This window comes from Winslowiella toletana, assembly GCF_032164335.1.
In the GTDB taxonomy this organism is placed as follows: Bacteria; Pseudomonadota; Gammaproteobacteria; order Enterobacterales; family Enterobacteriaceae; genus Erwinia; species Erwinia toletana_A.
Genome location: NZ_CP134152.1, coordinates 526154 through 551199 on the forward strand (window position 1 = coordinate 526154; position 25046 = coordinate 551199).

The following is a 25046-nucleotide window of genomic DNA, read 5'->3' on the forward strand; positions in this document are numbered from 1 at the left end:
GACTTGTAGGAAGATTCATTAAAATGTGTGATATGGAACAGCGTTTCCACACAGAAAACATCAATTTGCTGGCACAGTCAAGTAAGGAATTAATTTATGAAGTGTATTGGTGTGGTTTTAAGCGGTTGTGGCGTTTTTGATGGCAGTGAGATTTACGAAACCGTCTTAACTCTGTTGGCCATTGAGCGGGCCGGGGCGACGGCGATTTGCTTTGCGCCAGATAAACCGCAACTTCATGTAATTAATCATATTACTGGCGAGGAAATGCCGGAGTCACGTAACGTTTTAGTGGAATCTGCCCGAATTGTCAGAGGCAAAGTTTTACCTATTGATCAAGCTGATTCTTCGCAACTTGATGCACTGATCTTACCAGGTGGTTTCGGTGCGGCAAAGAACTTAAGCAGCTTTGCTCTCGCCGGTGCGGACTGCGTCATTGAGCCAAATTTGCAAAAGCTTACGCAGGAAATTCATAAGCAAAGCAAACCAATTGGCTGCATCTGTATCGCCCCGGCGATCCTGCCTTTGCTGATTGACGCACCGATTCGCCTCACCATTGGAACCGATTCCAATTACGCGGAAGTGATTGAAGCAATGGGAGGAATTCACGTTCCTTGCCCGGTCGATGACATTGTTGTTGATGAAGAACATAAAATTATTACTACTCCGGCATATATGTTGGCCAGCTCAATGGATGAAGCCGCCAGAGGAATCGATAAGCTGGTCAAACGCGTGGTGGAAATGATTGCATGAAAAAGCGTCGGGGAAAGTTGCTACAACGGCTGAAGATTTGGCTGCTACGCGCGGTGCTGGCAGTGGCCGCGGTGTGGGTTGCAGGCATTCTGCTGTTTGCTTTTCTGCCGGTTCCTTTCTCAGCGGTGATGGTTGAGCGGCAGCTGGGAGCCTGGTTGCAGGGCGATTTTACTTATGTTGCCCATTCCGACTGGGTGGGGATGGATGAAATTTCGCCGTGGATGCCGCTGGCAGTGATGGCGGCGGAAGATCAAAAATTCCCGACCCACTGGGGATTCGATATGAATGCGATTGCCTCGGCGCTTGATCATAATGAGCGTTCGGGTCGGGTTCGGGGCGCATCAACCCTGAGCCAGCAAACTGCGAAAAACATGTTTCTCTGGGACGGACGTAGTTGGCTGCGTAAAGGGCTGGAGGCCGGGCTGACGCTGGGAATTGAGGTGGTCTGGACCAAGCGCCGCATTCTGACGGTGTACCTTAACGTAGCGGAGTTTGGTGAGGGAATTTTCGGTGTCGAAGCCGCCGCGCAGCGCTATTTTCATAAACCGGCCAGCGCCCTGACGCAGTCAGAAGCAGCGTTGCTGGCGGCAGTACTGCCCAGCCCACTGCGTTTTAAGGCAGATGCGCCTTCAGGTTATGTACGGCAACGTCAGCAGTGGATAATGCGCCAGATGCGGCAGCTGGGCGGAGAAGGCTTCCTGCGCGAGCATAAACTGGATTGAGGATGAGGGTTCATTCTTGATAAGGGCGGCAAGAATGGAACGCCGCCCTTTAGGTTTCGTGGTTAATCCTCGTCGAAACCGGCATTAAACAGGTCGATTACCGCCGATAATGCCTGTTCTTCCTCTGGCCCGCTGGCTTCAATTTCAATATGGCCGCCTTTAGCAGAATCCAGCATCAGCAGCGCAATCACGCTGCTGGCTTCGGCTTCAGTCCCGGCTTCATTACGCAGCAACACCTCAGCATCAAAACTCTGCACCAGCTCAAACAGCTTCATCGCCGGTCGCGCATGCATGCCAAGTTTGTTCTGAATTTCTACGGTCTGCTTGACGGTCATGATTTACGTTTTTCCAGCGTACGGTGACGCGATTGTACGTTTTTACCGCGTGAGCGGAAATAATCGGCCAGCTGTTCAGCAATATACACCGAGCGGTGCTTACCACCGGTACAACCGATTGCCACCGTCAGATAGCTGCGGTTATTGGTTTCCAGCATCGGCAACCATAACTCAAGGTAGCTGCGGGTCTGATAGATAAAGTTATGAACTTCAGTATGGCGATCGAGGAAGGCCGCTACCGGACGATCCAGACCGGTCATCGGACGCAGTTTCGGATCCCAGTGCGGGTTCGGCAGAAAGCGTACGTCGAAGACATAATCGGCATCGATCGGAATACCGTGTTTAAAGCCAAAGGATTCAAACACCATTGTCAGTTCACGCTCGCGTTTACCCAACAAGCGGGTGCGCAGCATCTCCGCCAGTTCGTGCACCGACATTTCAGAGGTGTCGATTATCAGGTCAGCACGTGAACGCAGCGGCTCCAGCAGGTCACTCTCTTCATCGATGGCGCTCTCCAGCGACAGGTTCTTGTTGGAGAGTGGATGAAGGCGTCGCGTGTCGCTGTAGCGGCGAATAAGCGTATTACGATCGGCGTCAAGAAACAGCAGCTGCGGCGAGAAGCTTGCCGGCAGGCTGGTCAACGCTTTCTCAAAAATCTCAGGCGACTCTGGCATGTTGCGCACGTCAATGCTGACCGCCGCAGACATGTTGCGATCGGCCAGTGAGTTCGCTAATTCAGGTAATAACACCACCGGCAGGTTGTCAACACAGTAAAAACCCATGTCCTCCAGCGCGCGTAATGCAACAGATTTGCCTGAACCAGAACGACCGCTGACGATCATCAGCACCATTAAATATTCTCCCGATTTATACGACCGAACAGCCGTGCCAAAGTCTGGTAGTTATTCCTGACTCTCAGTAATGATTTCGTAAAGCTCTTCATCGCTCTGCGCTGAACGCAAACGGCGACAGATGGTTTTATCCGCCAGTCGTTTTGCCACCAGAGAGAGCGTGTGCAAATGTGTTTTGCACTGGTCGGCTGGAACAAGCAGGGCGAACAGCAGATCCACTGGCTGATTATCAATGGCATCAAAAGCGATAGGCTGGTCAAGACGGACAAACACGCCAACGGCGCGCAATGTATCCTCTTCCAGTTTACCGTGCGGAATGGCGATACCGTTTCCGATACCGGTACTGCCCATCCGCTCACGGGTCAGAATCGCTTCGAAGATAGTCTGGTGCGGAAGATTAAGCTGCTTCGCTGCTAATTCGCTGATAATTTCCAGCGCCCGCTTTTTGCTCTGGCAGTGTACGCCGCTTCGGGTACAGTCAACGCTGAGTACAGAGCTTAATTCCAGTGTTAGATCATTGTTCATCATAGTTTCACTTACGTGTTCACTTATGCTGGCTCATCGGTTTACTTTACTCGCCCTTCGGTGAGAAAAGCAGCAAATATTGACAGCAAACTGCGGTATCAGCTGCGGGCCGCTGGCACAGAGCAGATGCTGTGCTATATCAAACGGGGCGAATAAATTCGCCCCCGGCCTGCTCCCGATGACGCAGGGTGAATTTAGTGTTGTTTTAACTTGTCTTTATGTTTAGTTAACTGGCGCGCGAGTTTATCAATTAACCCATCAATCGCCGCGTACATATCCACCGCTTCCGAGGTTGCGTGCAACTCGCCTCCGTTCACATGCAGCGTTGCGTCAGCCACCTGAGTGACTTTCTCCACTTTCAGAACAATATAAACCTGATTTATCTGGCTGAAATACTGTTCCAGTTTGGCAAATTTGCTGTTAACGAAATCACGTAATGGATCAGTAATTTCAACATGTTGCCCTGTGATATTTAGCTGCATAGTGTCTTCCTTCTCAGTTCAGATCAAACCAGCTGTTTACGCTGGTTCGATGGCGGGATGGATAAAGACTCTCGGTACTTTGCCACAGTTCGACGCGCTACCATGATGCCTTGATCTGATAGCATAGTCGTTAACTTACTGTCGCTCAGCGGTTTGGCGGGATTTTCCGCCGAGATAAGTTTCTTCACCAGCGCGCGAATAGCGGTGGAGGAGGCTTCGCCGCCACCTTCAGTATTGACGTGGCTGGAAAAGAAATACTTAAGCTCAAAAATTCCACGCGGGCTGTGCAGATACTTTTGCGTTGTCACGCGGGAAATGGTTGATTCGTGCATATCGACGGCAGAGGCGATATCTGCCAGTACCATCGGCCGCATAAATTCTTCGCCCTGCTCGAAAAAAGCCTGCTGCTGCTCAACGATACAGCGTGTCACTTTCAATAGCGTGTCATTGCGGCTTTCCAGGCTTTTAATCAGCCACTTCGCTTCCTGCAGGTTACTGCGGATAAACTGGTTGTCGCTGTCGTTACGGGTGCTGCCGCCCAGTGAGGCATAGTGCTGATTGATTTTAAGCCGCGGGACGCTTTCCGCATTCAGCTCGACGGCCCAGCGGCTGCCAATTTTGCGCACCAACACGTCGGGAATCACATATTCAGGTTCACTGGTGTTGATCGACTGACCGGGGCGAGGATCGAGTGACTGGATCAGTAACATCGCGCCTTTCAGCACCTCTTCCTTCAGGCGGGTAACGCGCATCAGGCTGCGGAAATCATGGTTAGCCAGCAGATCAAGATGCTCACTGACGATCAACCGTGCCTCTTTCAGCCACGGGGTTTCCGCCTGATACTGTGAGAGTTGCACCAGTAAACAATCGCGCAGATCGCGGGCACCGACGCCGATCGGATCAAAGCGCTGAATGCGTTTCAGCACCGCTTCCACTTCGTCCATCGCCAGATCGTCGTTACCCATACTGTCATGGATATCTGCTAAAGGAACCGTGAGGTAACCCATGTCGTCAATGGCATCGACGATCGAGGTGGCGATAGCGCGGTCAGTATCGGTAAAAGGCGTCAGTTCGACTTGCCACATCAGGTAGTCTTGCAGAGACTGGGTGGTTTCGCCCTGATAAACCGGCAGTTCATCATCATGATAATCAGTACCGGTGCCGGAAGGGGTGCCGGCAGTGTAAATTTCATCCCAGGTTGCATCCAGCGGAAGTTCTTCCGGCATATCCTTTTGTTCAAGTGCTTCACGGGTATCAAGAGCTTCGTTCTCGTTCTCCTGATACTCGCGGGCGTCTATCTCTTCATGGATGTCGGTTTGCTCCAGCAGTGGGTTGCTTTCCAGTGCCAGTTGTATCTCCTGCTGAAGTTCAAGCGTAGAGAGTTGCAGCAAACGAATGGCCTGCTGTAATTGCGGCGTCATCGCGAGCTGTTGGCTAAACCTGAGTTGCAAACCTTGCTTCATATTCAGGATACAAATTCCCAAGAAATCATGCGTGAAACAAACACCATATCAGAGTCTGAACTCTTCACCCAAATAGACACGCTTAACTTGTTCATCGGCCAGCACTTCTTCTGGCGTACCGTGGGCAATCAAATGGCCCTGGCTGACGATATACGCCCGCTCACAGACCGCCAGTGTCTCACGCACGTTGTGGTCGGTAATCAGCACGCCGAGGCCGCTGTCGCGCAAGTGTTCGATGATTTTCTTAATATCAATTACCGAGATCGGGTCAACACCGGCGAAGGGTTCATCCAGCAGGATAAATTTCGGATTAGCAGCCAGCGCACGGGCGATCTCAACGCGACGGCGTTCACCACCGGAAAGAGACTGACCAAGACTGTCGCGCAGATGTTCAATATGGAACTCTTCCATCAGCTCTTTTGCGCGATCTTCACGCTGCTCGGTGGTCAGATCATCACGGATCTGCAGCACCGCCATCAGGTTGTCATAGACGCTGAGACGGCGGAAGATCGAAGCTTCCTGCGGCAGATAACCGATACCACGGCGCGCCCGCGCGTGCAGCGGCAGAATACTGATATCTTCATCGTCGATCACAATGCGACCGGCATCACGCGGTACAATGCCGACTACCATGTAAAACGTGGTGGTCTTACCGGCTCCGTTTGGCCCCAGCAGACCGACGATCTCGCCAGATTTAACTTCCAGACTGACATCTTCCACCACTCGACGGCCTTTGTAAGCCTTCGCCAGGTTTTCAGCGATTAAGGTTGCCATAGCGAATTAGTTTCTCTTTTTCTGATCGTTGGACTGGGTACCTTTGTCCTGCAACTGCGACGGTACCAGCACGGTGGTGACACGTTTGCCGCTGTTGCCAAAGGCCTGCATCTTCTGCTCTTTCACCAGATAGGTGATGCGATCGCCTTTCACATTGCTGTCGAGCTGCTCGAGGTAAGCATTGCCGGTCAGCTCAATGAAATCTTTCGCCAGTTCATAGCGCATTTTCTGCGCGTGGCCTCTTACTGGCTTGCCGTTATCCTGCATCTGGTAAAAGGTGGCCGGATTGCCCCAGGCATCAACCACCGTTTTACTGCTGTCGCCGCCAGGACGCGTAACCACCACCTTATCAGCGGTAATTTTAATCGAGCCCTGAGTGACGATGACATTACCGGTAAAGGTCGCCACATTGCCCTGCATATCCAGCGACTGGTTTTCCGAGTCGATATTAACGGGCTTTTCCGAGTCACCGGTCAGAGCGAAAGCCGGCAGGCTGGTGGCGAACAGCGCGCCAATCAGCAGAAGTTTAAGGCTATGGTTGTTGTGCATTTTGAATTTCATAAGAGGTTTTGACCTTTTCAAGCAACTCGGCAGTTTTCGTCCGTAAATTTCCACGCATCTTCATACCGGTAGAGTTAAAGCTGCGGCCATAAATTGTGACCTGATCGTCTGACGTCACGTCCTGCGTAATCAGGTTAACCTGAGCATTATCGGTTTTGATACGCTCCAGCTGAGAATCTGGTGTGAGGCTATTGACTTCGACATGACCATACAGAAAGAGTTTACGATCTTTCGTTAATTTGGCCTTATCCGAACGCACCGACCAGGTGGGAACTTTGTTTTCGTCGTAGGTGGTCATGATCGGATTATCGAACCAGCTGACCTCTTCCTCCTGGAAGTAAGTCACTTTATCGGAGACCAGTTTATAGCTTAGTGCGCCCAGTGGGTTATAAACCACGGTACTGGAATTGGCACTGGTATAGGTCGGTTGCTGATTGTTGGTGGCGAGCGGCCCCTGATTGTCATCATTGGTCAGGCTCCAGCCCACCAGAATAATGGCTATCACTGCCAGCACTAGCGTAATCCAACGCCTGGTTTTACTCATACAGATTGCCCTTTGGCATCATCAAACTTATCCTGCGCGATCAGTATCAGATCGCAGATTTCGCGAACGGCGCCGCGCCCCCCCGCAATACGGGTGACATAATCCGCCCGTGGTAGCAGTACCGGATGCGCATCGGCGACGGCGACGCTTAATCCCACTTTTGCCATCACTGGCCAGTCAATTAAATCATCACCGATATAGGCGACCTGCTCCGGGCTGAGTGACAGTTTATCCAGAAGTTCGCCGAAGGCCAAAAGCTTATCCGACTGTCCCTGATAAAGATGCTGAATTCCTAACGTTTTGCAGCGATCTTCCAGCAGTCTGGCGTTACGGCCGGTTATAATAGCCACTTCTACCGATGAGGTCAGCAGACAGCGAATACCATAGCCATCGCGCACGTTAAACGCTTTCAGCTCTTCGCCGGAATTGCCCATATAAATCACGCCGTCGGACATCACGCCGTCGACATCGCAAATTAACAGGCGGATCTGTTTGGCTCGCGCCATCACCTGATGGCTGACGGCACCGTAGCAGGTGTCAACCACTGCCTCTGTCTGGCTCATTGTAACTGGTTTCCTTTTCAGACTACGCCTGCGCGCAGCATGTCATGCATATGTACCACACCCAGCAACTGGTCGCCATCGGCAACCATGACGGCGGTAATATGTTTCGTTTGCATCAGGTTCAGCGCATCGACCGCCAGCATGGCAGGACGAACGCGAATGCCGCCCGGTGTCATCACGCTGGCGATCGAGGCATGTTGAAAGTCGATCCCCATATCAAACACCCGGCGTAAGTCACCGTCGGTGAAAACCCCTTCAATTTTCATCAGGTCGTTGACGATGACCGTCATACCCAGATTTTTACGGGTGATCTCCAGTAGCGCATCGCGCAGTGAAGCGTCTTTACTGACATGAGGGATTTCATCACCGTGGTGCATGATATCACTGACTCGCAGTAATAATTTACGGCCCAGCGCGCCACCCGGGTGAGAAAGCGCAAAATCTTCCGCGGTAAAGCCGCGTGCTTTCAGCAGCGCCACCGCCAGCGCATCGCCCATCACCAGCGCCGCAGTGGTACTGGAGGTCGGTGCCAGGCCGAGCGGGCAGGCTTCCTGTGGCACTTTGACGCACAGATGAATATCGGCGGCACGTCCCATGGTGCTGTCCGGGCGGCTGGTCAGGCAAATCAGCGAAACCTGCAGCCGTTTCAGTACCGGGATCAGCGCAAGGATTTCACCGGACTCGCCGGAGTTAGAAATCGCAATCACGATATCACTGGCGGTGACCATACCGAGATCGCCGTGGCTGGCTTCACCGGGATGAACAAAAAACGCCGGCGTACCGGTGCTGGCAAACGTAGCGGCCATTTTTTTGCCAATATGGCCTGACTTGCCCATTCCCATCACAATGACTTTGCCCTGGCAGTAAAACATCTTTTCACAGGCGCGGCTAAAGTCGTCGTTAATATACTGATCGAGCTCTTCGAGCCCCAGACGTTCGATGCGTAAAACATCTTTTCCCGCCTGCTGAAAATCAAAACCGGGTTCAAGGTTGATGTGAGACATGGTTTTCAGTCCTTTCAATCAGATTGAGCTGTTCGGAAGCAGATAAAGCGTGGCCACCCAGCCAATAAAGCCGCACAGTAGCAGTGTGCCGGCCACGCGTCCGATACGACGACTGCGCTGCAGGCAGATTAGCGTAAACAGCGCGCTGACGCCCAGCATCACCCAGTAGTCGCGCGCAAACGCGCTGGCATCGATGGTGCCGGGATAAATTAACGCCGGAATACCGAGCACGATGGCAATATTATAAATGTTCGAGCCAATCAGGTTACCAATGGCGATATCATCTTCACCTTTCAACGCCCCGGCAATCACCGTGGCCAGCTCCGGCAAGCTGGTACCGACCGAGATAATAGTCAGGCCAATCACCAGCTCACTGACGCCGAAGTAATCGGCAATCAGCGTCGCGTTATCAATCACCATCCGGGTGGACATCGGTAGCATAATCAAGGCCACTGCCAGCCAGAGAAAGGCGACGGTGTTACCGGCGTCATCACGTGGCAACTCCGCCAGCTGCTCGCGGGTCAGCGTATCGTTATTATCGCGTTCCGCACGGCGGGCAATTTTGATAATAAACGCCAGATAAATCGCGGCGATGGCAATCAGCGCAACGCCGTCGAGGCGGCTTAGCTGGTTATCAAACAGCATAAAGCCGCACAGCAACGTGACCAGCAGCATCAGCGGCAATTCGCGCCGTACCAGATTAGAGTGTACCGTTAATGGATGAAGTAATGCCGCGCCGCCTAAGATCAGCAAAATATTAGTAATGTTCGAGCCCATGGCGGTGCCGACGGCGATATCCATCTGGCCATGCGCTGCGGCAGAGAAAGAAACAATCAGTTCGGGTAGAGAGGTGCCGATACCAACCACCGTCATACCGATAATTAGCGGTGGAATTCCTGACGAGCGACATAAAATAGCGGCACTGAAAACCAGACGATCTGCACCATAGACCAGTAAAATTAAACCGATAACTAAGAGTGCTGTAGCTAAAAGCATGAAAAGTCCTTTGATCGGATATAATCGTCGGTTTGCCTGATTCGACGTTAGGGCGGTAAAAACGGAGATATGACGGTGATTTTGACGGGGTGTGAGCCAAAAGTAAAACTAAGGCTGCCTCCGGAAGGGGGCAAATATCGATTATTGTTGGTAACCAATGCCAGTTATTGCCACACCTTCGCAGTAAGTTTCTGTAAAAGTGTCCGCTGTCGCCTGCACCAGGCTACCATAGGCGGTAAATTATCTGCCTGAATATTTGGGAAGGGTTAACGATGAGCCAGACGGCAACGAATCTGGTCGATGTGCGCGGAGTCAGTTTTTCGCGTGGCAATCGGCCTATTTTCGACAACATCTCGCTGACGGTGCCAAAAGGGAAAGTGACCGCAATTATGGGTCCTTCAGGCATTGGTAAGACCACGCTGCTGCGATTGATTGGCGGGCAGCTGCAACCTGATGCCGGTGAAATCTGGTTTAATGGCGAGAATATACCGGCACTTTCGCGCTCGGGCCTGTATGAAGCGCGTAAAAAGATGAGCATGCTGTTTCAGTCCGGAGCGCTGTTTACTGACTTAACGGTCTATGAAAATGTCGCCTGGCCGTTGCGTGAGCATACCCGCTTGCCGAAGCCGTTGCTGCACAGCACGGTAATGATGAAACTGGAAGCGGTCGGACTGCGCGGCGCAGCTTATCTGAAGCCCTCGGAGCTTTCCGGCGGGATGGCGCGTCGTGCTGCGCTGGCGCGCGCCATTGCGCTTGAGCCAGAACTGATTATGTTTGACGAGCCGTTTGTGGGTCAGGATCCGATAACCATGGGGGTATTGGTAAAACTGATCGATGAACTTAACCACTCGCTGGGCGTGACCTGCATTGTGGTTTCACATGATGTGCCAGAGGTATTGAGCATTGCCGATTACGCCTATATTGTTGCGGGGCAAAAAATTATTGCGCAGGGCACCACCCACCAGCTGAATGAAAATAAAGATGCGCGGGTGCGACAGTTTATCGATGGCATTGCTGATGGACCGGTGCCTTTCCGTTTTCCCGCAGGGGATTACCTTACCGATTTAACCGGTTCAGGGAGCTAATCAACCGATGCTATTACGTGCGCTGGCATCTCTCGGGCGACGGGGAATTAATACATTCGCTTCCTTTGGTCGTGCCGGGCTGATGTTGTTTCATGCCCTCGCGGGTAAACCTGAATTTCGTAAACATGCGCCGCTACTGATCAAACAGCTGTACAGCGTTGGCGTGTTGTCGCTATTGATTATTGTGGTTTCAGGTCTGTTTATCGGCATGGTACTGGGGTTACAGGGCTATCTGGTTCTTACTACTTACAGTGCAGAGAGCAGTCTTGGCATGCTGGTGGCATTGTCATTGCTGCGCGAACTGGGGCCGGTGGTGACCGCGCTGCTGTTTGCCGGCCGGGCAGGTTCAGCACTGACTGCTGAAATCGGCCTGATGAAAGCGACAGAGCAGCTCTCCAGTATGGAGATGATGGCGGTCGATCCACTGCGCCGGGTGATTTCCCCACGCTTTTGGGCCGGTTTTATCAGTATGCCGCTGCTGGCGCTGATTTTTACCGCCGTTGGCATCTGGGGCGGTTCACTGGTCGGCGTAAACTGGAAAGGGATCGACAGCGGTTTCTTCTGGTCTGCGATGCAAAACGCGGTCGATCTCCGCATGGATATCATCAACTGTGTGATTAAGAGCGCGGTATTTGCCCTTACGGTGATGTGGATCGCGCTGTTTAACGGTTACGACGCTATTCCGACTTCGGAAGGAATCAGTCGGGCGACGACGCGCACTGTGGTGCATTCATCACTGGCGGTGCTCGGTATAGATTTTGTGCTCACGGCACTGATGTTTGGGAACTGATTCAATGCAAACCAAGAAAAGTGAAATTTGGGTAGGCGTATTTATGCTGCTGGCGCTGGGTGCAATAGTGTTTTTATGCCTGCGCGTGGCCGATGTTAAGTCGCTCGGCACTCAGCCGACCTGGACGCTATATGCTACCTTTGACAATATTGGCGGCCTGAAAAGCAGCTCACCGGTAAAAATTGGTGGTGTGGTAATCGGGCGTGTCACCGATATCTCTCTCGACCCGAAAAACTACTCGCCGCGTGTAACGATGGCCATTGAAGACCAATACAAAGAGATTCCTGATACCAGCTCGCTGGCGATTCGTACCTCCGGCCTGTTAGGTGAGCAATTCCTGGCGCTTAATGTCGGCTTTGACGACCCGGAAATGGGCACCGCGATACTGAAGGATGGCGATACTTTGCATGATACCAAATCCGCGATGGTGCTGGAGGATCTGATCGGTCAGTTCCTGTATAAGAGCGGCGACGGCAGCGATACCAAACAGCAAGAGCAGGATGCCCCGGCAACGGGTGCGGCACCGGCTTCTGCGGCACCTGAACAACCATAAGAGGTAATAACGCATGTTTAAACGTTTACTGATGGTCGCGATGCTGGCCATCGTGCCAATGGCGGCGAGCGCTGTCGATCAAAGCAACCCCTACAAACTGATGAACGAAGCGGCGGATAAAACCTTTACCCGCCTGAAAAATGAACAGTCGAAAATCAGGCAAAATCCTGACTATCTGCGTCAGGTGGTACGTGAAGAGCTGCTGCCGTACGTGCAGATTAAATATGCTGGTGCGCTGGTACTGGGCCGTTATTACAAAGATTCTACTCCAGCGCAGCGCGATGCTTACTTCAAAGCGTTTGGCGCTTACCTTGAGCAGGCTTACGGCCAGGCATTGGCGTTGTATAATGGTCAGACTTACCAGGTCGCGCCTGAGCAGCCGCTGGGGGATGCCAATATCATCGCCATTCGCGTGACAATCGTTGATCCTAATGGCCGCCCGCCGGTACGTCTCGATTTCCAGTGGCGTAAGAACAGCCGCACTGGCGACTGGCAGGCGTATGATATGATTGCCGAAGGCATCAGCATGATCACTACCAAGCAGAATGAGTGGAGTGATACTCTGCGCCAGAAAGGCATTGATGGCCTGACTGAGCAGCTGAAATCATTTGCGGCGCAACCGATCAAACTGGATCAGCAAAAGTAATGGCAGAACAACTCAGTTGGCAGGTTGAGGCGTCAACGCTGCATCTGCGGGGTGAACTCGATCGTGAAACGTTGCTGTCACTTTGGCAGCAGCGTGAAACCATGATGAAACAGATCGATACAATCGATGTATCGGCGCTGGACAGAGTCGACTCTGCTGGCCTGGCGCTGCTGGTTCATCTGCGTCAGATTCTGCAACAGCAGGGTAAGAACCCGCTATTTACCGGCGTCACCGATAAATTAAGCTCGCTGATTACCCTGTATAACTTGCAGCAAATCATTGTTTCCTCGACTGAGTCTTAACGCTCAGCCGGCCAGCATGCAAAGCCCCTGCATTTTCAGGGGCTTTTTGCTTGTTTAAGATAAATTCCGTTTCCACTACTATGTCACCCTGTTTATTATCAACCGAATTAGAGCATCATGGAAAATAGTGAAATTCAGTCCGTGCTGATGAGCGCGTTACCGTTAGAAGAAGTTCATGTCACGGGTGATGGCAGCCATTTTCAGGTGGTTGCTGTTGGCGAGATGTTTGCTGAACTGAGCCGGGTGAAAAAGCAGCAGGCGGTGTATGCTCCGCTGATGGAATACATCGCGGACAATCGCATTCACGCGGTTTCAATCAAGACCTATACGCCTGCAGAGTGGGCGCGCGACCGTAAGCTAAACGGTTTTTAAGCTGATTCAGCGTAGCTTCATGGTGAAGCTGGCGGACAGCCTGTTTAAGTTTCTGATAACAGAGAGCAGTTGCAATGGATAAATTTCGTGTACAGGGTCCGACCCGGCTAAGTGGTGAAGTGACTATTTCCGGAGCCAAAAATGCCGCGCTGCCGATCCTGTTCGCCGCTCTGCTGGCGGAAGAGCCGGTTGAGATTCAGAATGTCCCGAAACTTAAGGACATCGATACCACCATGAAGCTGCTCAGTCAGCTTGGCGTAAAAGCAGAACGTAATGGTTCAGTCCATCTGGATGCCAGCGACGTCAATATTTACTGCGCTCCTTACGACCTGGTGAAAACCATGCGTGCATCCATCTGGGCGTTAGGTCCGCTGGTGGCGCGTTTCGGTCAGGGCCAGGTTTCGCTGCCAGGCGGCTGCGCCATTGGCGCACGTCCGGTTGACTTGCATATCTCTGGTCTGGAGCAGCTGGGTGCCGAAATCAAACTGGAAGAGGGCTACGTCAAGGCTTCTGTCGATGGCCGCCTGAAGGGCGCGAATATCGTTATGGATAAAGTCAGCGTTGGCGCGACGGTCACCATTATGAGCGCAGCAACGCTGGCGACCGGTACGACGGTGATTGAAAATGCCGCGCGCGAGCCAGAAATTGTCGACACCGCGAACTTCCTCAATACGCTGGGTGCAAAAATCACCGGCGCAGGTAGCGATCGTATTACCATTGAAGGCGTTGAGCGCCTGGGTGGCGGTGTTTACCGTGTGCTGCCCGATCGCATTGAAACCGGCACCTTCCTGGTTGCGGCGGCGATTTCTCGTGGCAAAGTGATTTGCCACAATGCGCAGCCTGATACGCTGGATGCGGTACTGGCTAAACTGCGTGAGGCAGGCGCTGATATCGAAACCGGTGAAGACTGGATCAGCCTTGATATGCACGGCGAACGCCCGAAAGCGGTGAACTTCCGTACTGCGCCGCATCCAGGCTTCCCGACCGATATGCAGGCACAGTTTACCTTGCTGAACCTGGTGGCTGAAGGTACCGGTATCATTACCGAAACTATCTTCGAAAACCGCTTTATGCACGTGCCTGAGCTGATTCGTATGGGCGCACATGCAGAAATCGAAAGTAACACGGTGATTTGCCACGGCACTGAGACCCTGTCAGGTGCTCAGGTGATGGCCACCGATTTACGCGCTTCTGCCAGTCTGGTACTGGCAGGCTGTATTGCTGAAGGTACTACCATCGTCGATCGTATTTACCATATCGATCGTGGCTATGAGCATATCGAAGATAAGCTGATGGCGATGGGAGCGAATATTCAACGCGTTAGCGGCGAATAATTCACTGCCAGCAGCAGGCGATAACTCTCTGGGCCGACAACATGTCGGCCCATTTTTTCAGGTGCGCATAAGTTTTTTGCGGTCAATCAGCTGCTGGGTGACCTTATCGTAATAGCGACTGGGCCAAATAACTGCCGGATGTATGGCAATCGCCTCGGCAATTAACCATTCACCTTTTGGCCATGGACGTGTGAGCGCATTGGCTAATGTCGACGAGCTCAATCCTGCCTGACGGGAAACGGCCGCCAGCGATGTACCACGCTTGCGTAATGCGGCAATAATATCTGCCGGATGCCAGTCCTTATTCCTTGCATACATAATCCTTCCTCCTTGAGAAACTCTTCCGGTCAAATCAGGCGATCACCTGAGGGTTATTACCGGATAATTTATAACAATTATTTTCCATAAAGCTCCAGTAATTTTTCGTAAAGGAGACGATTTTGTGTAGGGGCGCGCAGAAGGGGTGTAACGGGTTGCAACAACAAAAACAGCGGGATAAGCGATCGGCGAAGGAGGGAAGGGGAACGCGCAGGCGTTCCCCGGAAACATCAGAATTCGCGCTGTACCGACATATGGGCCAGAGCCTCAAGCGCGCTGCGCCACGGTGATTCTGGCAGAGCCTGCAGTGCGGAAATGGCTTTATCCGCTTCCTGTTCGGCGCGCGCGCGCGTCCACTCAAGTGAGCCGTGCTGGCGCATGGTTTCCAGAACGGGTTCCAGTAAATGACGACCGTTACCCTCTTCGATAGCTTTACGAATCATCGCGGCTTGCTCAGCATTGCCGTGTTGCATGGCATGCAATAACGGTAACGTGGGTTTACCTTCGCTCAGATCGTCGCCGACATTTTTGCCTAAGGTTTGACCATCAGCGCTGTAATCCAGCAGATCGTCAATCAGCTGAAACGCGGTGCCAATATAGCGACCATAGTCCTGCAACGCTTTTTCCTGCGCATCGCTCGCATCGGCGAGGATCGCCGATGATTGCGCCGCAGCTTCGAATAAGCGCGCCGTTTTGCTGTAAATCACCCGCATATAACTCTCTTCAGTAATATCCGGATCGTTACAGTTCATCAGCTGTAGCACTTCGCCTTCAGCAATTACGTTCACCGCTTCTGACATCAGGGCCAGTACCCGCAGTGAGCCGAGGCTGGTCATCATCTGAAATGCGCGGGTATAAATAAAATCGCCGACCAGCACGCTGGCCGCGTTACCAAAAGCGGCATTGGCGGTGGCCTTACCCCTGCGCATGTCCGACTCGTCCACCACATCATCATGCAGCAGCGTGGCGGTATGGATAAATTCGATCAGCGCTGCCACGGTGACGTGCTGCTTGCCGCTATAGTTCACAGCACGTGCAGCGAGCACCGCAATCATCGGACGAATACGTTTGCCCCCTCCGCTGATAATGTAATATCCCAACTGATTGATGAGAGAAACATCTGAATTCAGTTGCTCGAGGATTGTCTCGTTGACGGCCGCCATATCCTGCGCGGTTAATTCATTTATCTGTTCTAAGTTCATCAGTCTGTTCAGCTATCGCTCTGTTCACTGCTATCCCCATCCTGCTCTAAGCTGCCCGGTATTGGCTACACCAGCTCACCCGGTTCACAGCGTTATCGCTGCTATCGGGGGGTTGCGGATGGGCCGTAGTCCTGCAACTCAAATTATTTTGGGTTATGATAAGCGCCTTATTCGTGCTCGCGGCAAGTAATGTATTACAGATTGTACTTGAAAAACGAGGCGGATGAACGCCAACAATCATGCTGCGTTTTTTTTCTGCAATCCTTTGCATTGGACTCTTGTCAACGCGAGGGAATTTGCGTAGAATTCGCGCCCTATTGTGAATATTTATAGCGCCGCCTGAAAATTAAAAGAAGGCATGCGCGGAAAGCGGAGTTTTATATGTACGCGGTTTTCCAAAGTGGTGGTAAACAACACCGAGTTAGCGAAGGTCAGACCGTTCGCCTGGAAAAGCTGGACATCGCAACCGGCGAAACCATTGAGTTCGATCAGGTTCTGATGATTGCAAACGGCGAAGACGTTCAGATCGGCGCACCATTAGTTTCTGGCGGCCTGATTAAAGCAGAAATCGTTGCTCACGGTCGTGGCGAGAAAATTAAGATTGTTAAGTTTCGTCGTCGTAAACACCACCGTAAGCAGCAAGGCCACCGTCAGTGGTTCACTGATGTGAAAATCACTGGCATCAGCGCCTAAGAGGAGATCTGACAAATGGCACACAAAAAGGCTGGCGGCTCTACTCGTAACGGTCGCGATTCCAATGCAAAACGCCTCGGCGTTAAGCGTTTCGGTGGTGAATCAGTTCTGGCTGGTAGCATCATCGTTCGTCAGCGTGGCACCAAATTCCATGCAGGCACCAACGTAGGTTGTGGTCGTGACCACACCCTGTTTGCAACTGCAGACGGCAAAGTCAAATTCGAAATTAAAGGCCCGAACAACCGTAAATACATCAGCATCGTTGCTGAGTAAGGTTTTCGAGTCTCAGGGCTGCCTGAAAAGGCCGACCTGAACTGACGAAGATAAGCCCCGCAAATGTTGCGGGGCTTTTTACATTCTGGTCTTCTCTGACCGCAGGATGCAAAAATGCAACAACAGGCAGGGGTTGGTATGGCACTGGCGCTGGTCACAGCGATGTGCTGGGGCTCACTGCCTATTGTGATGAAACAACTATTGGTGGTGATGGATCCGTTCACCATTGTGTTTTATCGGTTTTTACTGGCCGGACTGGGATTGGGCATTATTCTGGCCCTGAAACGTCAGCTGCCACCACTGCGTATCTGTCGTAGCCCACGCTGGTTGCTGATGCTGTTCATTGCCACCTGTGGCTTGCTCGGTAACTTTGTGCTGTTCAGCTCGTCGTTACAGTACCTCAGCCCTACGGCTTCGCAAGTGATTGCGCAACTGGCACCGCCTGGCATGATGATCGCCAGCGTCTTTATTCTGAAAGAAAAGATGCGCGTGACCCAGATTATCGGGGCGGTATCACTGCTCTGTGGGCTGGTGATGTTTTTTAATACCAGCCTGATCGAGATTTTTACCCGCCTGTCAGACTATACGATGGGCGTAATACTGGGCGTCAGTGCCGCAGTGGTTTGGGTCACTTATGGTGTGACACAAAAAATTTTGCTGCGGCGTCTCGCCTCACAGCAAATTCTGTTTTTGCTGTATGTTTTATGTACAATAGCGTTACTGCCGTTGGCACAGCCGGCTAAATTGCTGCAGCTTGACGGCTGGCAGCTGCTTTGCTTGCTCTATTGCGGCCTGAATACCCTGGTCGGCTACGGCGCATTAGCTGAAGCTTATGCGCGCTGGCAGGCGGCACAGGTCAGCGCCTTAGTCACGCTGACGCCACTGTTTACGCTGCTGTTTTCTGAATTATTATCGCTGGCCTGGCCCGATTTTTTCGCGGCACCGATACTGAACCTGTTGGCTTATATCGGCGCGATGGTCGTGGTGGCTGGCGCCATGTTTTCCGCAATTGGTCATCGCTTGTGGCCTCGGCGGAACAAACCCGTCCCGGTGCCTTCGCTCCGGTCAACGGGCGAATGATTTACGGAGAAGTAAAATGAAGTTTGTAGATGAAGCGACGATTCTGGCTGTCGCAGGCGATGGCGGTAATGGCTGCGTAAGCTTCCGTCGTGAAAAATATATCCCGAGAGGCGGTCCCGATGGCGGTGACGGCGGGGATGGCGGCGATGTCTATATGGTCGCCGACGAAAACCTGAATACGCTTATCGATTACCGATTTGAAAAATCTTTCCGCGCTGAACGTGGTCAGAACGGCCAGAGCCGTGACTGTACCGGTAAACGTGGTAAAGACATTATCATCAAGGTGCCAGTGGGTACCCGCGTGATCGATCAGGGCACTGGCGAAACTATCGGTGATATGACGCGCCATGAGCAGAAGCTGATGGTAGCGAAGGGCGGCTGGCATGGCCTGGGTAATACCCGCTTTAAATCCTCCGTTAACCGTACGCCGCGTCAGAAAACCATGGGAACTCCTGGTGAGAAGCGCGATCTGCAGCTGGAACTGATGCTGCTGGCAGACGTGGGTATGCTTGGCCTGCCTAACGCCGGTAAGTCGACCTTTATCCGTTCCGTTTCTGCGGCCAAACCTAAAGTGGCGGACTATCCGTTTACCACTCTGGTTCCAAGCCTCGGCGTGGTCCGCATGGACAGCGAGCAGAGCTTTGTGGTCGCCGATATTCCGGGCCTGATTGAAGGTGCGGCGGATGGTGCCGGTCTGGGCATTCGCTTCCTGAAGCACCTTGAGCGCTGTCGCGTATTGTTACACCTTATCGACCTCGCACCGATCGATGAAACCGATCCGGTCAATAACGCCCGCATCATTCTGGGTGAGCTGGAAAAATACAGCGAGAAGCTGTTCCAGAAACCTCGCTGGCTGGTCTTCAACAAAGTCGACCTGCTGGACGACGAAGAAGCAGAAGCACGCGCCAAAGCGATTGCTGAAGCGCTGGGCTGGACTGACAAGTACTATCTGATCTCTGCGGCTAATCGCGTTGGTGTTAATGCACTGTGCTGGGATGTGATGTCCTTCATCAATGCCAACCCGAAAGAAGCGGCAGAAGAAGAGAAGCAGCCTGAGAAAGTCGAATTTATGTGGGATGACTATCATCGTGAGCAGCTGGCTGAAGCACAGGCTGAAGCTGAGGAAGATGATGACTGGGATGACGACTGGGACGAAGATGACGACGAAGGTGTCGAAATCATCTATCAGCGTTAAACCTCACGGGGCACATTATGTGCCCCGTTTTATTACTGACAGCGCCTGGAATACCGGGTTTCCGCTAAGTAAGCACTCAGTTATTCTGATAAATATCTTTGTATAAACGGCTTTCAAAACGCACCAGTGGGATACGGCGCTGGCGCTGATCCTGCGGCGCGACGGCATAGCCAGAGAGGAACTGAACGAATGCCACACGTTGGCCACTGGCGGTGGTCAGGAAGCCAGCTAGGTTATAAACCCCTTGTAATGATCCGGTTTTCGCCGACAGCTTGCCATCAACGCCCGCCTCATGCAGGCCACCGCGATAACGCAGGGTGCCGTCATAGCCTGACAGCGGTAGCATCGAGATAAAGTTTAGCTGCTGGTCGTTCTGAGCAATATATTGCAGAACCTGCATCATGGTGGCTGGCGAGATCAGATCGTGGCGTGATAAGCCCGATCCATCCACTTGAATGCTGTTTCCCATATCGATATTGGCTTTCTGACGCAGAATCTGGCGCACTGCATCTTGTCCGGCACGCCAGGTACCCGGCACGTTAAAGCGCTCGCGGCCAATGGTGCGGAAAACCGTATCGGCAATCATATTGTCGGACTTTTTCAGCATAATCTTCAGCAGATCGTGCAGCGGTGCCGACTGAGTCTGTGCCAGCACGGTTCCGGCAGCATTCTGGCGCTTTTCACGCACCAGGTGGCCGGTGTAATCAATACCGGCACTTTGCAGTTCATCTTTCAGGATCGCACCGGCATAGCTGGCACCATCCTGCACGGCAAAGGCCAGCGGCAACGGTTCAGCACGCTGGGTCATGCAGCCGGTGAGTGTGAAACGGTTTAACTCACCCGGAACGACATCCAGTTCGCAGTACTGGGCTTCAGAGGAGCCTTTCGCCAGCGTGCGCACCTCACTGAACATATTGACCGGGTAGAATGACGCTACGCGGATAAACGCGTTGTCGCCCGGATTTGGCGCGCTGTACAGCGAAACCGAGAAGCAGTTGCGGTCAACAATAGCCGCACCCGGCGGGGCGCTGAAGCACTGGGTCATGTCGTTCCACGGCCAGCCAGGCGCTTTGTCATGGCTGGAAAACACCGAGGTATCAATCACCAGGTTGCCCTCAATATGCTGTACACCCTGTTTTTTTAACACGGCGACCATATTGCGCAAATTTTGCCGCGTCAGCGTAGGATCGCCGCCAAAGCGCGCAATCAAATCGCCACGCAGCGTATCACCTGAAAGAGTGCCTTTACTCTCCAGCGTAGTCTGGAAGCGGTAGTCTGGGCCAAGCTGCAACAGTGCTGCCAGCGCAGTAATCACTTTCATGGTACTGGCCGGTAGCGCCATTTGCTGGCTGTGATAATCAAGCAGCGGTGTTGTCGCGCCAACTTTCTGCACCATTAGCGCCAGGTTTGCACCATCTGGCAAATATTGAGCATACTCTTCAACGGGCGCAGCGTTAGCTTGCAGCATAAACGCGAAGGTTAATCCGGTAACAAGTCGTGAAAATCGCATAATCTCGCGGTAACTGACAGTAAACGAGCTGTCATACTACGGTGCATTGAGGTGCAAAGTAAACGATGACCCATAGGGAACTCTGGGTTAAAATACGTATCAAAATGCAAAACCGATCCTGACCCTGGGGATAATCTCCGGGTCAGGTTTCTTTTGTTTGCAATTCGGCAGTAAGCGCGGCAGAACGCAGTTTCTGCAGTCACCCTGTCAGGATGACGACACTTTGAACAGGATAGATTACGAGGTATTGAGATGAACCAGATTCCGATGACGTTAAGGGGCGCCGAGAGGTTGCGCGAAGAGCTCGAAGAGCTGAAAACCGTTAAACGCCCCAGAATTATTGCCTCAATTGCAGAAGCACGCGAGCATGGTGATTTGAAAGAAAATGCCGAATATCATGCTGCGCGTGAAGAACAGGGTTTCTGTGAAGGCCGTATTCAGGAGATTGAAGCTAAACTCTCCAATGCGCAGGTGATTGATGTCACTAAAATGAATGCTAACGGTCGCGTGATTTTTGGTGCGACAGTCAGCATCATGAATGTGGAAAGCGAAGAAGAGTTTACCTACCGCATTGTCGGTGACGATGAGGCGGACTTTAAACAGAATCTGATTTCAGTTAATTCACCGATGGCACGTGGCCTGATCGGTAAAGAAGTGGATGATGTCGTCGTGATCAAAACGCCGGGCGGCGATGTTGATTACGAAATTCTGAAAATCGAATACGTCTGAGTCCGCTCGGATAAAATCTACCGCTGGCTGGAATTGACGGCAGTTTTATCGGTCAGATTGTGCGGTTGAACAAAATTTCCGCATATTCGCGCCAGTTGGTCAGATTTTAAAAGGTCGAATGTAAAGAAAGGAAAAAGGCCGCGTTGCGGCCTTTTATCTGATGCAGGAGCATGGCACTTTTGCCATCAATGAGCCTTGAGCACCGGGATAATTACCCTTAAAGTGCGTTATTAAGGCAGGCCATTAACGCGGTATTGAAATCTTGCGTTCCTTTGATGGGCGATACAGCACCAGCGTTTTGCCGATTACCTGCACGTTACTTGCACCCGTCTCGCGTACGATCGCTTCGACTACCAGCGTTTTGGTTTCACGGTCTTCGGTCGCGATTTTCACCTTGATTAATTCATGGTGTTCAAGTGCTTGTTCGATCTCGGCCAGCACACCTTCGGTCAGGCCATTGTTACCCAGCATGACAACGGGCTTCAGTGGATGCGCCAGGCCTTTCAGGTGCTGTTTTTGTTTGGGACTCAGATTCATCGTATTTTTTACTTACATTGGGATTGAAAACGGTACATTCTACCGCCATCTCGAGTGTATCACCAAACGGCAGAACCGTTTTGGGCGGTTTATTTATCGCTTATGATGAAGAATAGTTGGAAATTGTATGACTGGTAAAAAGCGTTCGGCCAGTTCCAGCCGCTGGCTGCAGGAACACTTTAGCGATAAATATGTGCTTCAGGCGCAGAAAAAAGGGTTGCGCTCGCGTGCCTGGTTTAAACTTGATGAAATACAGCAGAGTGACAAGCTGTTTAAGCCAGGAATGACCGTGGTCGATCTTGGCGCGGCTCCGGGCGGCTGGTCGCAATATGTGGTAACACAGATTGGTAACAAAGGCCGTATCATCGCCTGTGATATTTTACCGATGGATCCCATCGTCGGTGTCGATTTCCTTCAGGGCGATTTTCGTGAAGAATTAGTGCTTAAAGCGCTGCTGGAGCGCGTTGGCGAGCAAAAAGTTCAGGTTGTGATGTCGGATATGGCACCCAACATGAGTGGTACACCTGCCGTTGATATTCCCCGGTCGATGTATTTAGTTGAACTGGCGCTGGAGATGTGTCGGGATGTTCTGGCACCTGGCGGCAGTTTTTTAGTGAAAGTGTTTCAGGGAGATGGCTTTGATGAATACCTCCGGGAAATTCGCTCCCTGTTTACGAAGGTAAAAATTCGTAAGCCGGACGCTTCGCGTTCACGTTCGCGCGAAGTGTACATTGTAGCGACAGGGCGAAAACTATAACCAAAATAATTGGGGTCGTATTCACAACTGCGATTCCAGGTTTAAAGGATATATAGTACCCTACGCTGTCTGTTAACACAGTTGTAATATGAGGTTAATCCCTTGAGTGACATGGCGAAAAACCTGATTCTCTGGTTAGTCATCGCAGTTGTTCTGATGTCTGTATTCCAGAGCTTTGGGCCCAGCGAGTCGAATAGCCGCAGGGTTGATTACTCAACCTTCCTGTCGGAAGTGAACCAGGATCAGGTCCGCGAGGCACGTATTAACGGGCGTGAGATCAACGTAACTAAAAAAGACAGTAATCGATACACGACCTACATCCCTGTCAACGATCCCAAGTTACTCGATAACCTGTTGACCAAAAATGTAAAAGTTGTCGGTGAACCACCAGAAGAACCAAGCCTGCTGGCTTCAATCTTTATCTCCTGGTTCCCGATGCTGTTGTTGATCGGTGTCTGGATCTTCTTCATGCGTCAGATGCAAGGCGGTGGCGGTAAGGGCGCGATGTCCTTCGGCAAGAGTAAAGCCCGCATGCTGACTGAAGATCAGATTAAAACCACCTTTGCTGATGTCGCAGGTTGTGACGAAGCGAAAGAGGAAGTGAGCGAGCTGGTTGAATACCTGCGCGAGCCGAGTCGTTTCCAGAAACTGGGTGGTAAAATTCCGAAAGGCGTACTGATGGTGGGGCCACCGGGTACCGGTAAAACGTTGCTGGCAAAAGCGATTGCCGGTGAAGCGAAAGTGCCTTTCTTTACCATTTCCGGTTCTGACTTTGTCGAAATGTTCGTCGGTGTCGGTGCATCACGTGTGCGTGATATGTTCGAGCAGGCGAAAAAGGCCGCTCCTTGCATCATCTTTATCGATGAGATCGATGCCGTCGGTCGTCAGCGTGGCGCCGGTTTAGGCGGTGGTCATGACGAACGTGAGCAGACGCTGAACCAGATGCTGGTTGAGATGGATGGCTTTGAAGGCAACGAAGGTATCATCGTGATTGCCGCGACTAACCGTCCTGATGTACTTGACCCTGCGTTACTGCGTCCGGGCCGTTTCGACCGCCAGGTTGTGGTCGGTCTGCCAGACGTTCGTGGTCGCGAGCAGATTCTGAAAGTGCATATGCGTCGTGTGCCACTGGCAACCGATATTGATGCATCAGTCATTGCACGTGGTACGCCGGGCTTCTCTGGTGCTGACCTGGCTAACCTGGTCAACGAAGCGGCACTGTTTGCTGCGCGCGGTAACCGCCGCGTGGTGTCGATGGTTGAGTTTGAAAAAGCCAAAGACAAAATCATGATGGGTGCAGAACGTCGCTCCATGGTGATGACCGAATCGCAGAAAGAGTCGACCGCTTATCACGAAGCAGGCCACGCGATTATTGGCCGCCTGGTACCGGAACACGATCCGGTGCACAAAGTGACCATCATTCCTCGCGGACGTGCGCTGGGTGTGACTTTCTTCCTGCCTGAAGGCGACGCGATCAGCGCCAGCCGTCAGAAACTGGAAAGTCAGCTTTCTACGCTGTACGGCGGCCGTCTGGCTGAAGAGATTATCTACGGTGTGGAACATGTTTCCACCGGTGCTTCTAACGACATTAAAGTCGCTACCAACATCGCTCGTAACATGGTCACCCAGTGGGGCTTCTCAGAGAAATTAGGTCCGTTGCTGTATGCTGAAGAAGATGGTGAAGTTTTCCTCGGTCGCTCGGTAGCAAAAGCCAAGCACATGTCCGATGAGACTGCGCGTATTATCGATCAGGAAGTGAAATCTCTGGTTGAGCAGAATTACCAGCGCGCCCGTCGCTTGTTGAATGAAAACATGGACATCCTTCACGCGATGAAAGACGCGCTGATGAAGTATGAAACCATTGATGCTCCGCAGATTGACGATCTGATGGCTCGCCGCGAAGTGCGTCCGCCAGCAGGTTGGGAAGAAGCAAGCAGCAACAATAATTCAGATGACAACGGTACGCCAAAAGCACCGCGTCCGGTCGATGAGCCACGTACGCCAAACCCAGGCAACACCATGTCTGAGCAGTTCGGCGACAAATAATTCGGCTTCAACGAATCGACTGACACCTCCAAAACCCCGGCTCTGACCGGGGTT

31 protein-coding genes are annotated in these 25046 nt (G+C 52.2%); 16 read left to right on the forward strand and 15 right to left on the reverse strand.

Annotated elements, in window-relative coordinates:
• The first annotated feature begins 96 nt into the window (after positions 1 to 96).
• Both elbB and mtgA read left to right on the forward strand, forming a co-directional pair.
• Complete coding sequence (elbB, locus tag RIN69_RS02420) at positions 97 to 750, forward strand: isoprenoid biosynthesis glyoxalase ElbB (protein WP_313855323.1); 654 nt, start codon at positions 97 to 99, stop codon at positions 748 to 750.
• A complete protein-coding gene (gene mtgA / locus RIN69_RS02425; protein WP_313855325.1) occupies positions 747 to 1472 on the forward strand; it encodes a monofunctional biosynthetic peptidoglycan transglycosylase in 726 nt (241 codons plus the stop codon). Before elbB ends, mtgA begins: the two co-directional genes overlap by 4 nt.
• A gap of 62 nt (positions 1473 to 1534) precedes the next feature.
• On the opposite strand, the gene npr is transcribed toward mtgA, so the two are convergent.
• The 11 genes from npr to RIN69_RS02480 all read right to left on the reverse strand — a co-directional run bounded on the left by npr (position 1535) and on the right by RIN69_RS02480 (position 9570).
• Positions 1535 to 1807 (reverse strand): PTS phosphocarrier protein NPr, encoded by a 273-nt coding sequence (npr, locus tag RIN69_RS02430; protein ID WP_052898258.1) that lies wholly within the window; start codon positions 1805 to 1807, stop codon positions 1535 to 1537.
• Entirely contained in the window at positions 1804 to 2658 is an 855-nt protein-coding gene (gene rapZ, locus RIN69_RS02435; protein WP_313855326.1) for an RNase adapter RapZ, read from the reverse strand. Before rapZ ends, npr begins: the two co-directional genes overlap by 4 nt.
• 51 nt (positions 2659 to 2709) lie before the next feature.
• Positions 2710 to 3183: a PTS IIA-like nitrogen regulatory protein PtsN gene (gene ptsN, locus RIN69_RS02440; RefSeq protein ID WP_313857565.1), complete on the reverse strand. Its 474-nt coding sequence runs from the start codon at positions 3181 to 3183 to the stop codon at positions 2710 to 2712.
• Between the two features lie 194 nt (positions 3184 to 3377).
• A complete protein-coding gene (gene hpf, locus RIN69_RS02445) occupies positions 3378 to 3665 on the reverse strand; it encodes a ribosome hibernation promoting factor (protein ID WP_313855328.1) in 288 nt (95 codons plus the stop codon).
• Positions 3666 to 3688: 23 nt separating this feature from the next.
• Entirely contained in the window at positions 3689 to 5128 is a 1440-nt protein-coding gene (gene rpoN, locus RIN69_RS02450; RefSeq protein WP_313855329.1) for an RNA polymerase factor sigma-54, read from the reverse strand.
• 48 nt (positions 5129 to 5176) lie between these two features.
• Positions 5177 to 5902, reverse strand: a complete 726-nt coding sequence (lptB, locus tag RIN69_RS02455) for an LPS export ABC transporter ATP-binding protein (RefSeq protein ID WP_313855330.1) — start codon at positions 5900 to 5902, stop codon at positions 5177 to 5179.
• 6 nt (positions 5903 to 5908) lie between these two features.
• Positions 5909 to 6463, reverse strand: coding sequence for a lipopolysaccharide ABC transporter substrate-binding protein LptA (lptA, locus tag RIN69_RS02460; protein WP_313855331.1), 555 nt, complete (start codon positions 6461 to 6463; stop codon positions 5909 to 5911).
• Positions 6435 to 7007, reverse strand: coding sequence for an LPS export ABC transporter periplasmic protein LptC (lptC, locus tag RIN69_RS02465; RefSeq protein ID WP_313855333.1), 573 nt, complete (start codon positions 7005 to 7007; stop codon positions 6435 to 6437). The genes lptA and lptC overlap by 29 nt, the downstream gene beginning before the upstream one ends.
• Positions 7004 to 7570: a 3-deoxy-manno-octulosonate-8-phosphatase KdsC gene (kdsC, locus tag RIN69_RS02470; protein WP_313855334.1), complete on the reverse strand. Its 567-nt coding sequence runs from the start codon at positions 7568 to 7570 to the stop codon at positions 7004 to 7006. Before kdsC ends, lptC begins: the two co-directional genes overlap by 4 nt.
• A gap of 17 nt (positions 7571 to 7587) precedes the next feature.
• Positions 7588 to 8574: an arabinose-5-phosphate isomerase KdsD gene (kdsD, locus tag RIN69_RS02475; protein WP_313855337.1), complete on the reverse strand. Its 987-nt coding sequence runs from the start codon at positions 8572 to 8574 to the stop codon at positions 7588 to 7590.
• A gap of 18 nt (positions 8575 to 8592) precedes the next feature.
• The gene (locus RIN69_RS02480; RefSeq protein WP_313855339.1) at positions 8593 to 9570 is read right to left on the reverse strand and encodes a calcium/sodium antiporter; all 978 of its coding nucleotides are present in this window, start codon (positions 9568 to 9570) and stop codon (positions 8593 to 8595) included.
• A gap of 272 nt (positions 9571 to 9842) precedes the next feature.
• Here RIN69_RS02480 and mlaF point away from each other — a divergent pair, with 272 nt between their 5' ends.
• The 7 genes from mlaF to murA all read left to right on the forward strand — a co-directional run bounded on the left by mlaF (position 9843) and on the right by murA (position 14652).
• Positions 9843 to 10655 (forward strand): phospholipid ABC transporter ATP-binding protein MlaF, encoded by an 813-nt coding sequence (gene mlaF, locus RIN69_RS02485; protein WP_313855340.1) that lies wholly within the window; start codon positions 9843 to 9845, stop codon positions 10653 to 10655.
• A gap of 7 nt (positions 10656 to 10662) precedes the next feature.
• Positions 10663 to 11445 carry a lipid asymmetry maintenance ABC transporter permease subunit MlaE gene (mlaE, locus tag RIN69_RS02490; RefSeq protein ID WP_313855341.1) on the forward strand — a complete coding sequence of 261 codons (783 nt, stop codon included), beginning with the start codon at positions 10663 to 10665 and terminating at the stop codon, positions 11443 to 11445.
• Positions 11446 to 11449: 4 nt separating this feature from the next.
• Positions 11450 to 11998 (forward strand): outer membrane lipid asymmetry maintenance protein MlaD, encoded by a 549-nt coding sequence (gene mlaD / locus RIN69_RS02495; RefSeq protein ID WP_313855343.1) that lies wholly within the window; start codon positions 11450 to 11452, stop codon positions 11996 to 11998.
• Positions 11999 to 12011: 13 nt separating this feature from the next.
• Positions 12012 to 12644 carry a phospholipid-binding protein MlaC gene (gene mlaC / locus RIN69_RS02500; RefSeq protein ID WP_313855344.1) on the forward strand — a complete coding sequence of 211 codons (633 nt, stop codon included), beginning with the start codon at positions 12012 to 12014 and terminating at the stop codon, positions 12642 to 12644.
• Positions 12644 to 12946, forward strand: a complete 303-nt coding sequence (gene mlaB / locus RIN69_RS02505; RefSeq protein WP_313855345.1) for a lipid asymmetry maintenance protein MlaB — start codon at positions 12644 to 12646, stop codon at positions 12944 to 12946. The genes mlaC and mlaB overlap by 1 nt, the downstream gene beginning before the upstream one ends.
• A gap of 117 nt (positions 12947 to 13063) precedes the next feature.
• A complete protein-coding gene (gene ibaG / locus RIN69_RS02510; RefSeq protein WP_017801452.1) occupies positions 13064 to 13318 on the forward strand; it encodes a BolA family iron metabolism protein IbaG in 255 nt (84 codons plus the stop codon).
• Between the two features lie 74 nt (positions 13319 to 13392).
• Positions 13393 to 14652, forward strand: a complete 1260-nt coding sequence (gene murA, locus RIN69_RS02515) for a UDP-N-acetylglucosamine 1-carboxyvinyltransferase (RefSeq protein WP_313855346.1) — start codon at positions 13393 to 13395, stop codon at positions 14650 to 14652.
• Between the two features lie 57 nt (positions 14653 to 14709).
• Here murA and RIN69_RS02520 read toward each other — a convergent pair whose 3' ends face one another.
• Both RIN69_RS02520 and ispB read right to left on the reverse strand, forming a co-directional pair.
• Positions 14710 to 14970 carry a helix-turn-helix domain-containing protein gene (locus RIN69_RS02520; RefSeq protein WP_313855347.1) on the reverse strand — a complete coding sequence of 87 codons (261 nt, stop codon included), beginning with the start codon at positions 14968 to 14970 and terminating at the stop codon, positions 14710 to 14712.
• A gap of 230 nt (positions 14971 to 15200) precedes the next feature.
• Positions 15201 to 16172 (reverse strand): octaprenyl diphosphate synthase, encoded by a 972-nt coding sequence (gene ispB, locus RIN69_RS02525; RefSeq protein ID WP_313855348.1) that lies wholly within the window; start codon positions 16170 to 16172, stop codon positions 15201 to 15203.
• 381 nt (positions 16173 to 16553) lie between these two features.
• Here ispB and rplU point away from each other — a divergent pair, with 381 nt between their 5' ends.
• The 4 genes from rplU (at position 16554) to cgtA (ending at position 19413) form a co-directional block, all read left to right on the forward strand.
• Positions 16554 to 16865: a 50S ribosomal protein L21 gene (gene rplU / locus RIN69_RS02530; protein ID WP_017801447.1), complete on the forward strand. Its 312-nt coding sequence runs from the start codon at positions 16554 to 16556 to the stop codon at positions 16863 to 16865.
• Positions 16866 to 16880: 15 nt separating this feature from the next.
• Complete coding sequence (gene rpmA, locus RIN69_RS02535) at positions 16881 to 17138, forward strand: 50S ribosomal protein L27 (RefSeq protein WP_313855350.1); 258 nt, start codon at positions 16881 to 16883, stop codon at positions 17136 to 17138.
• A gap of 114 nt (positions 17139 to 17252) precedes the next feature.
• A complete protein-coding gene (locus RIN69_RS02540; protein WP_313855352.1) occupies positions 17253 to 18218 on the forward strand; it encodes a DMT family transporter in 966 nt (321 codons plus the stop codon).
• Positions 18219 to 18234: 16 nt separating this feature from the next.
• Positions 18235 to 19413 carry an Obg family GTPase CgtA gene (gene cgtA, locus RIN69_RS02545; protein WP_313855353.1) on the forward strand — a complete coding sequence of 393 codons (1179 nt, stop codon included), beginning with the start codon at positions 18235 to 18237 and terminating at the stop codon, positions 19411 to 19413.
• A 76-nt stretch (positions 19414 to 19489) separates the two neighbouring features.
• Here the strand turns inward: cgtA and dacB are convergent, their stop codons facing one another.
• Positions 19490 to 20923 carry a serine-type D-Ala-D-Ala carboxypeptidase gene (dacB, locus tag RIN69_RS02550; RefSeq protein WP_313855355.1) on the reverse strand — a complete coding sequence of 478 codons (1434 nt, stop codon included), beginning with the start codon at positions 20921 to 20923 and terminating at the stop codon, positions 19490 to 19492.
• A 252-nt stretch (positions 20924 to 21175) separates the two neighbouring features.
• On the opposite strand from dacB, the gene greA reads away from it, so the two are divergent.
• The gene (gene greA / locus RIN69_RS02555) at positions 21176 to 21652 is read left to right on the forward strand and encodes a transcription elongation factor GreA (protein ID WP_313855357.1); all 477 of its coding nucleotides are present in this window, start codon (positions 21176 to 21178) and stop codon (positions 21650 to 21652) included.
• Positions 21653 to 21895: 243 nt separating this feature from the next.
• Here greA and yhbY read toward each other — a convergent pair whose 3' ends face one another.
• Positions 21896 to 22189, reverse strand: coding sequence for a ribosome assembly RNA-binding protein YhbY (gene yhbY, locus RIN69_RS02560; protein ID WP_052898290.1), 294 nt, complete (start codon positions 22187 to 22189; stop codon positions 21896 to 21898).
• A gap of 127 nt (positions 22190 to 22316) precedes the next feature.
• Between yhbY and rlmE the strand changes: the two genes are divergently transcribed.
• Both rlmE and ftsH read left to right on the forward strand, forming a co-directional pair.
• Entirely contained in the window at positions 22317 to 22946 is a 630-nt protein-coding gene (rlmE, locus tag RIN69_RS02565) for a 23S rRNA (uridine(2552)-2'-O)-methyltransferase RlmE (protein WP_313855360.1), read from the forward strand.
• A gap of 111 nt (positions 22947 to 23057) precedes the next feature.
• Positions 23058 to 24992 carry an ATP-dependent zinc metalloprotease FtsH gene (gene ftsH, locus RIN69_RS02570; RefSeq protein WP_313857566.1) on the forward strand — a complete coding sequence of 645 codons (1935 nt, stop codon included), beginning with the start codon at positions 23058 to 23060 and terminating at the stop codon, positions 24990 to 24992.
• Positions 24993 to 25046: the final 54 nt, after the last annotated feature.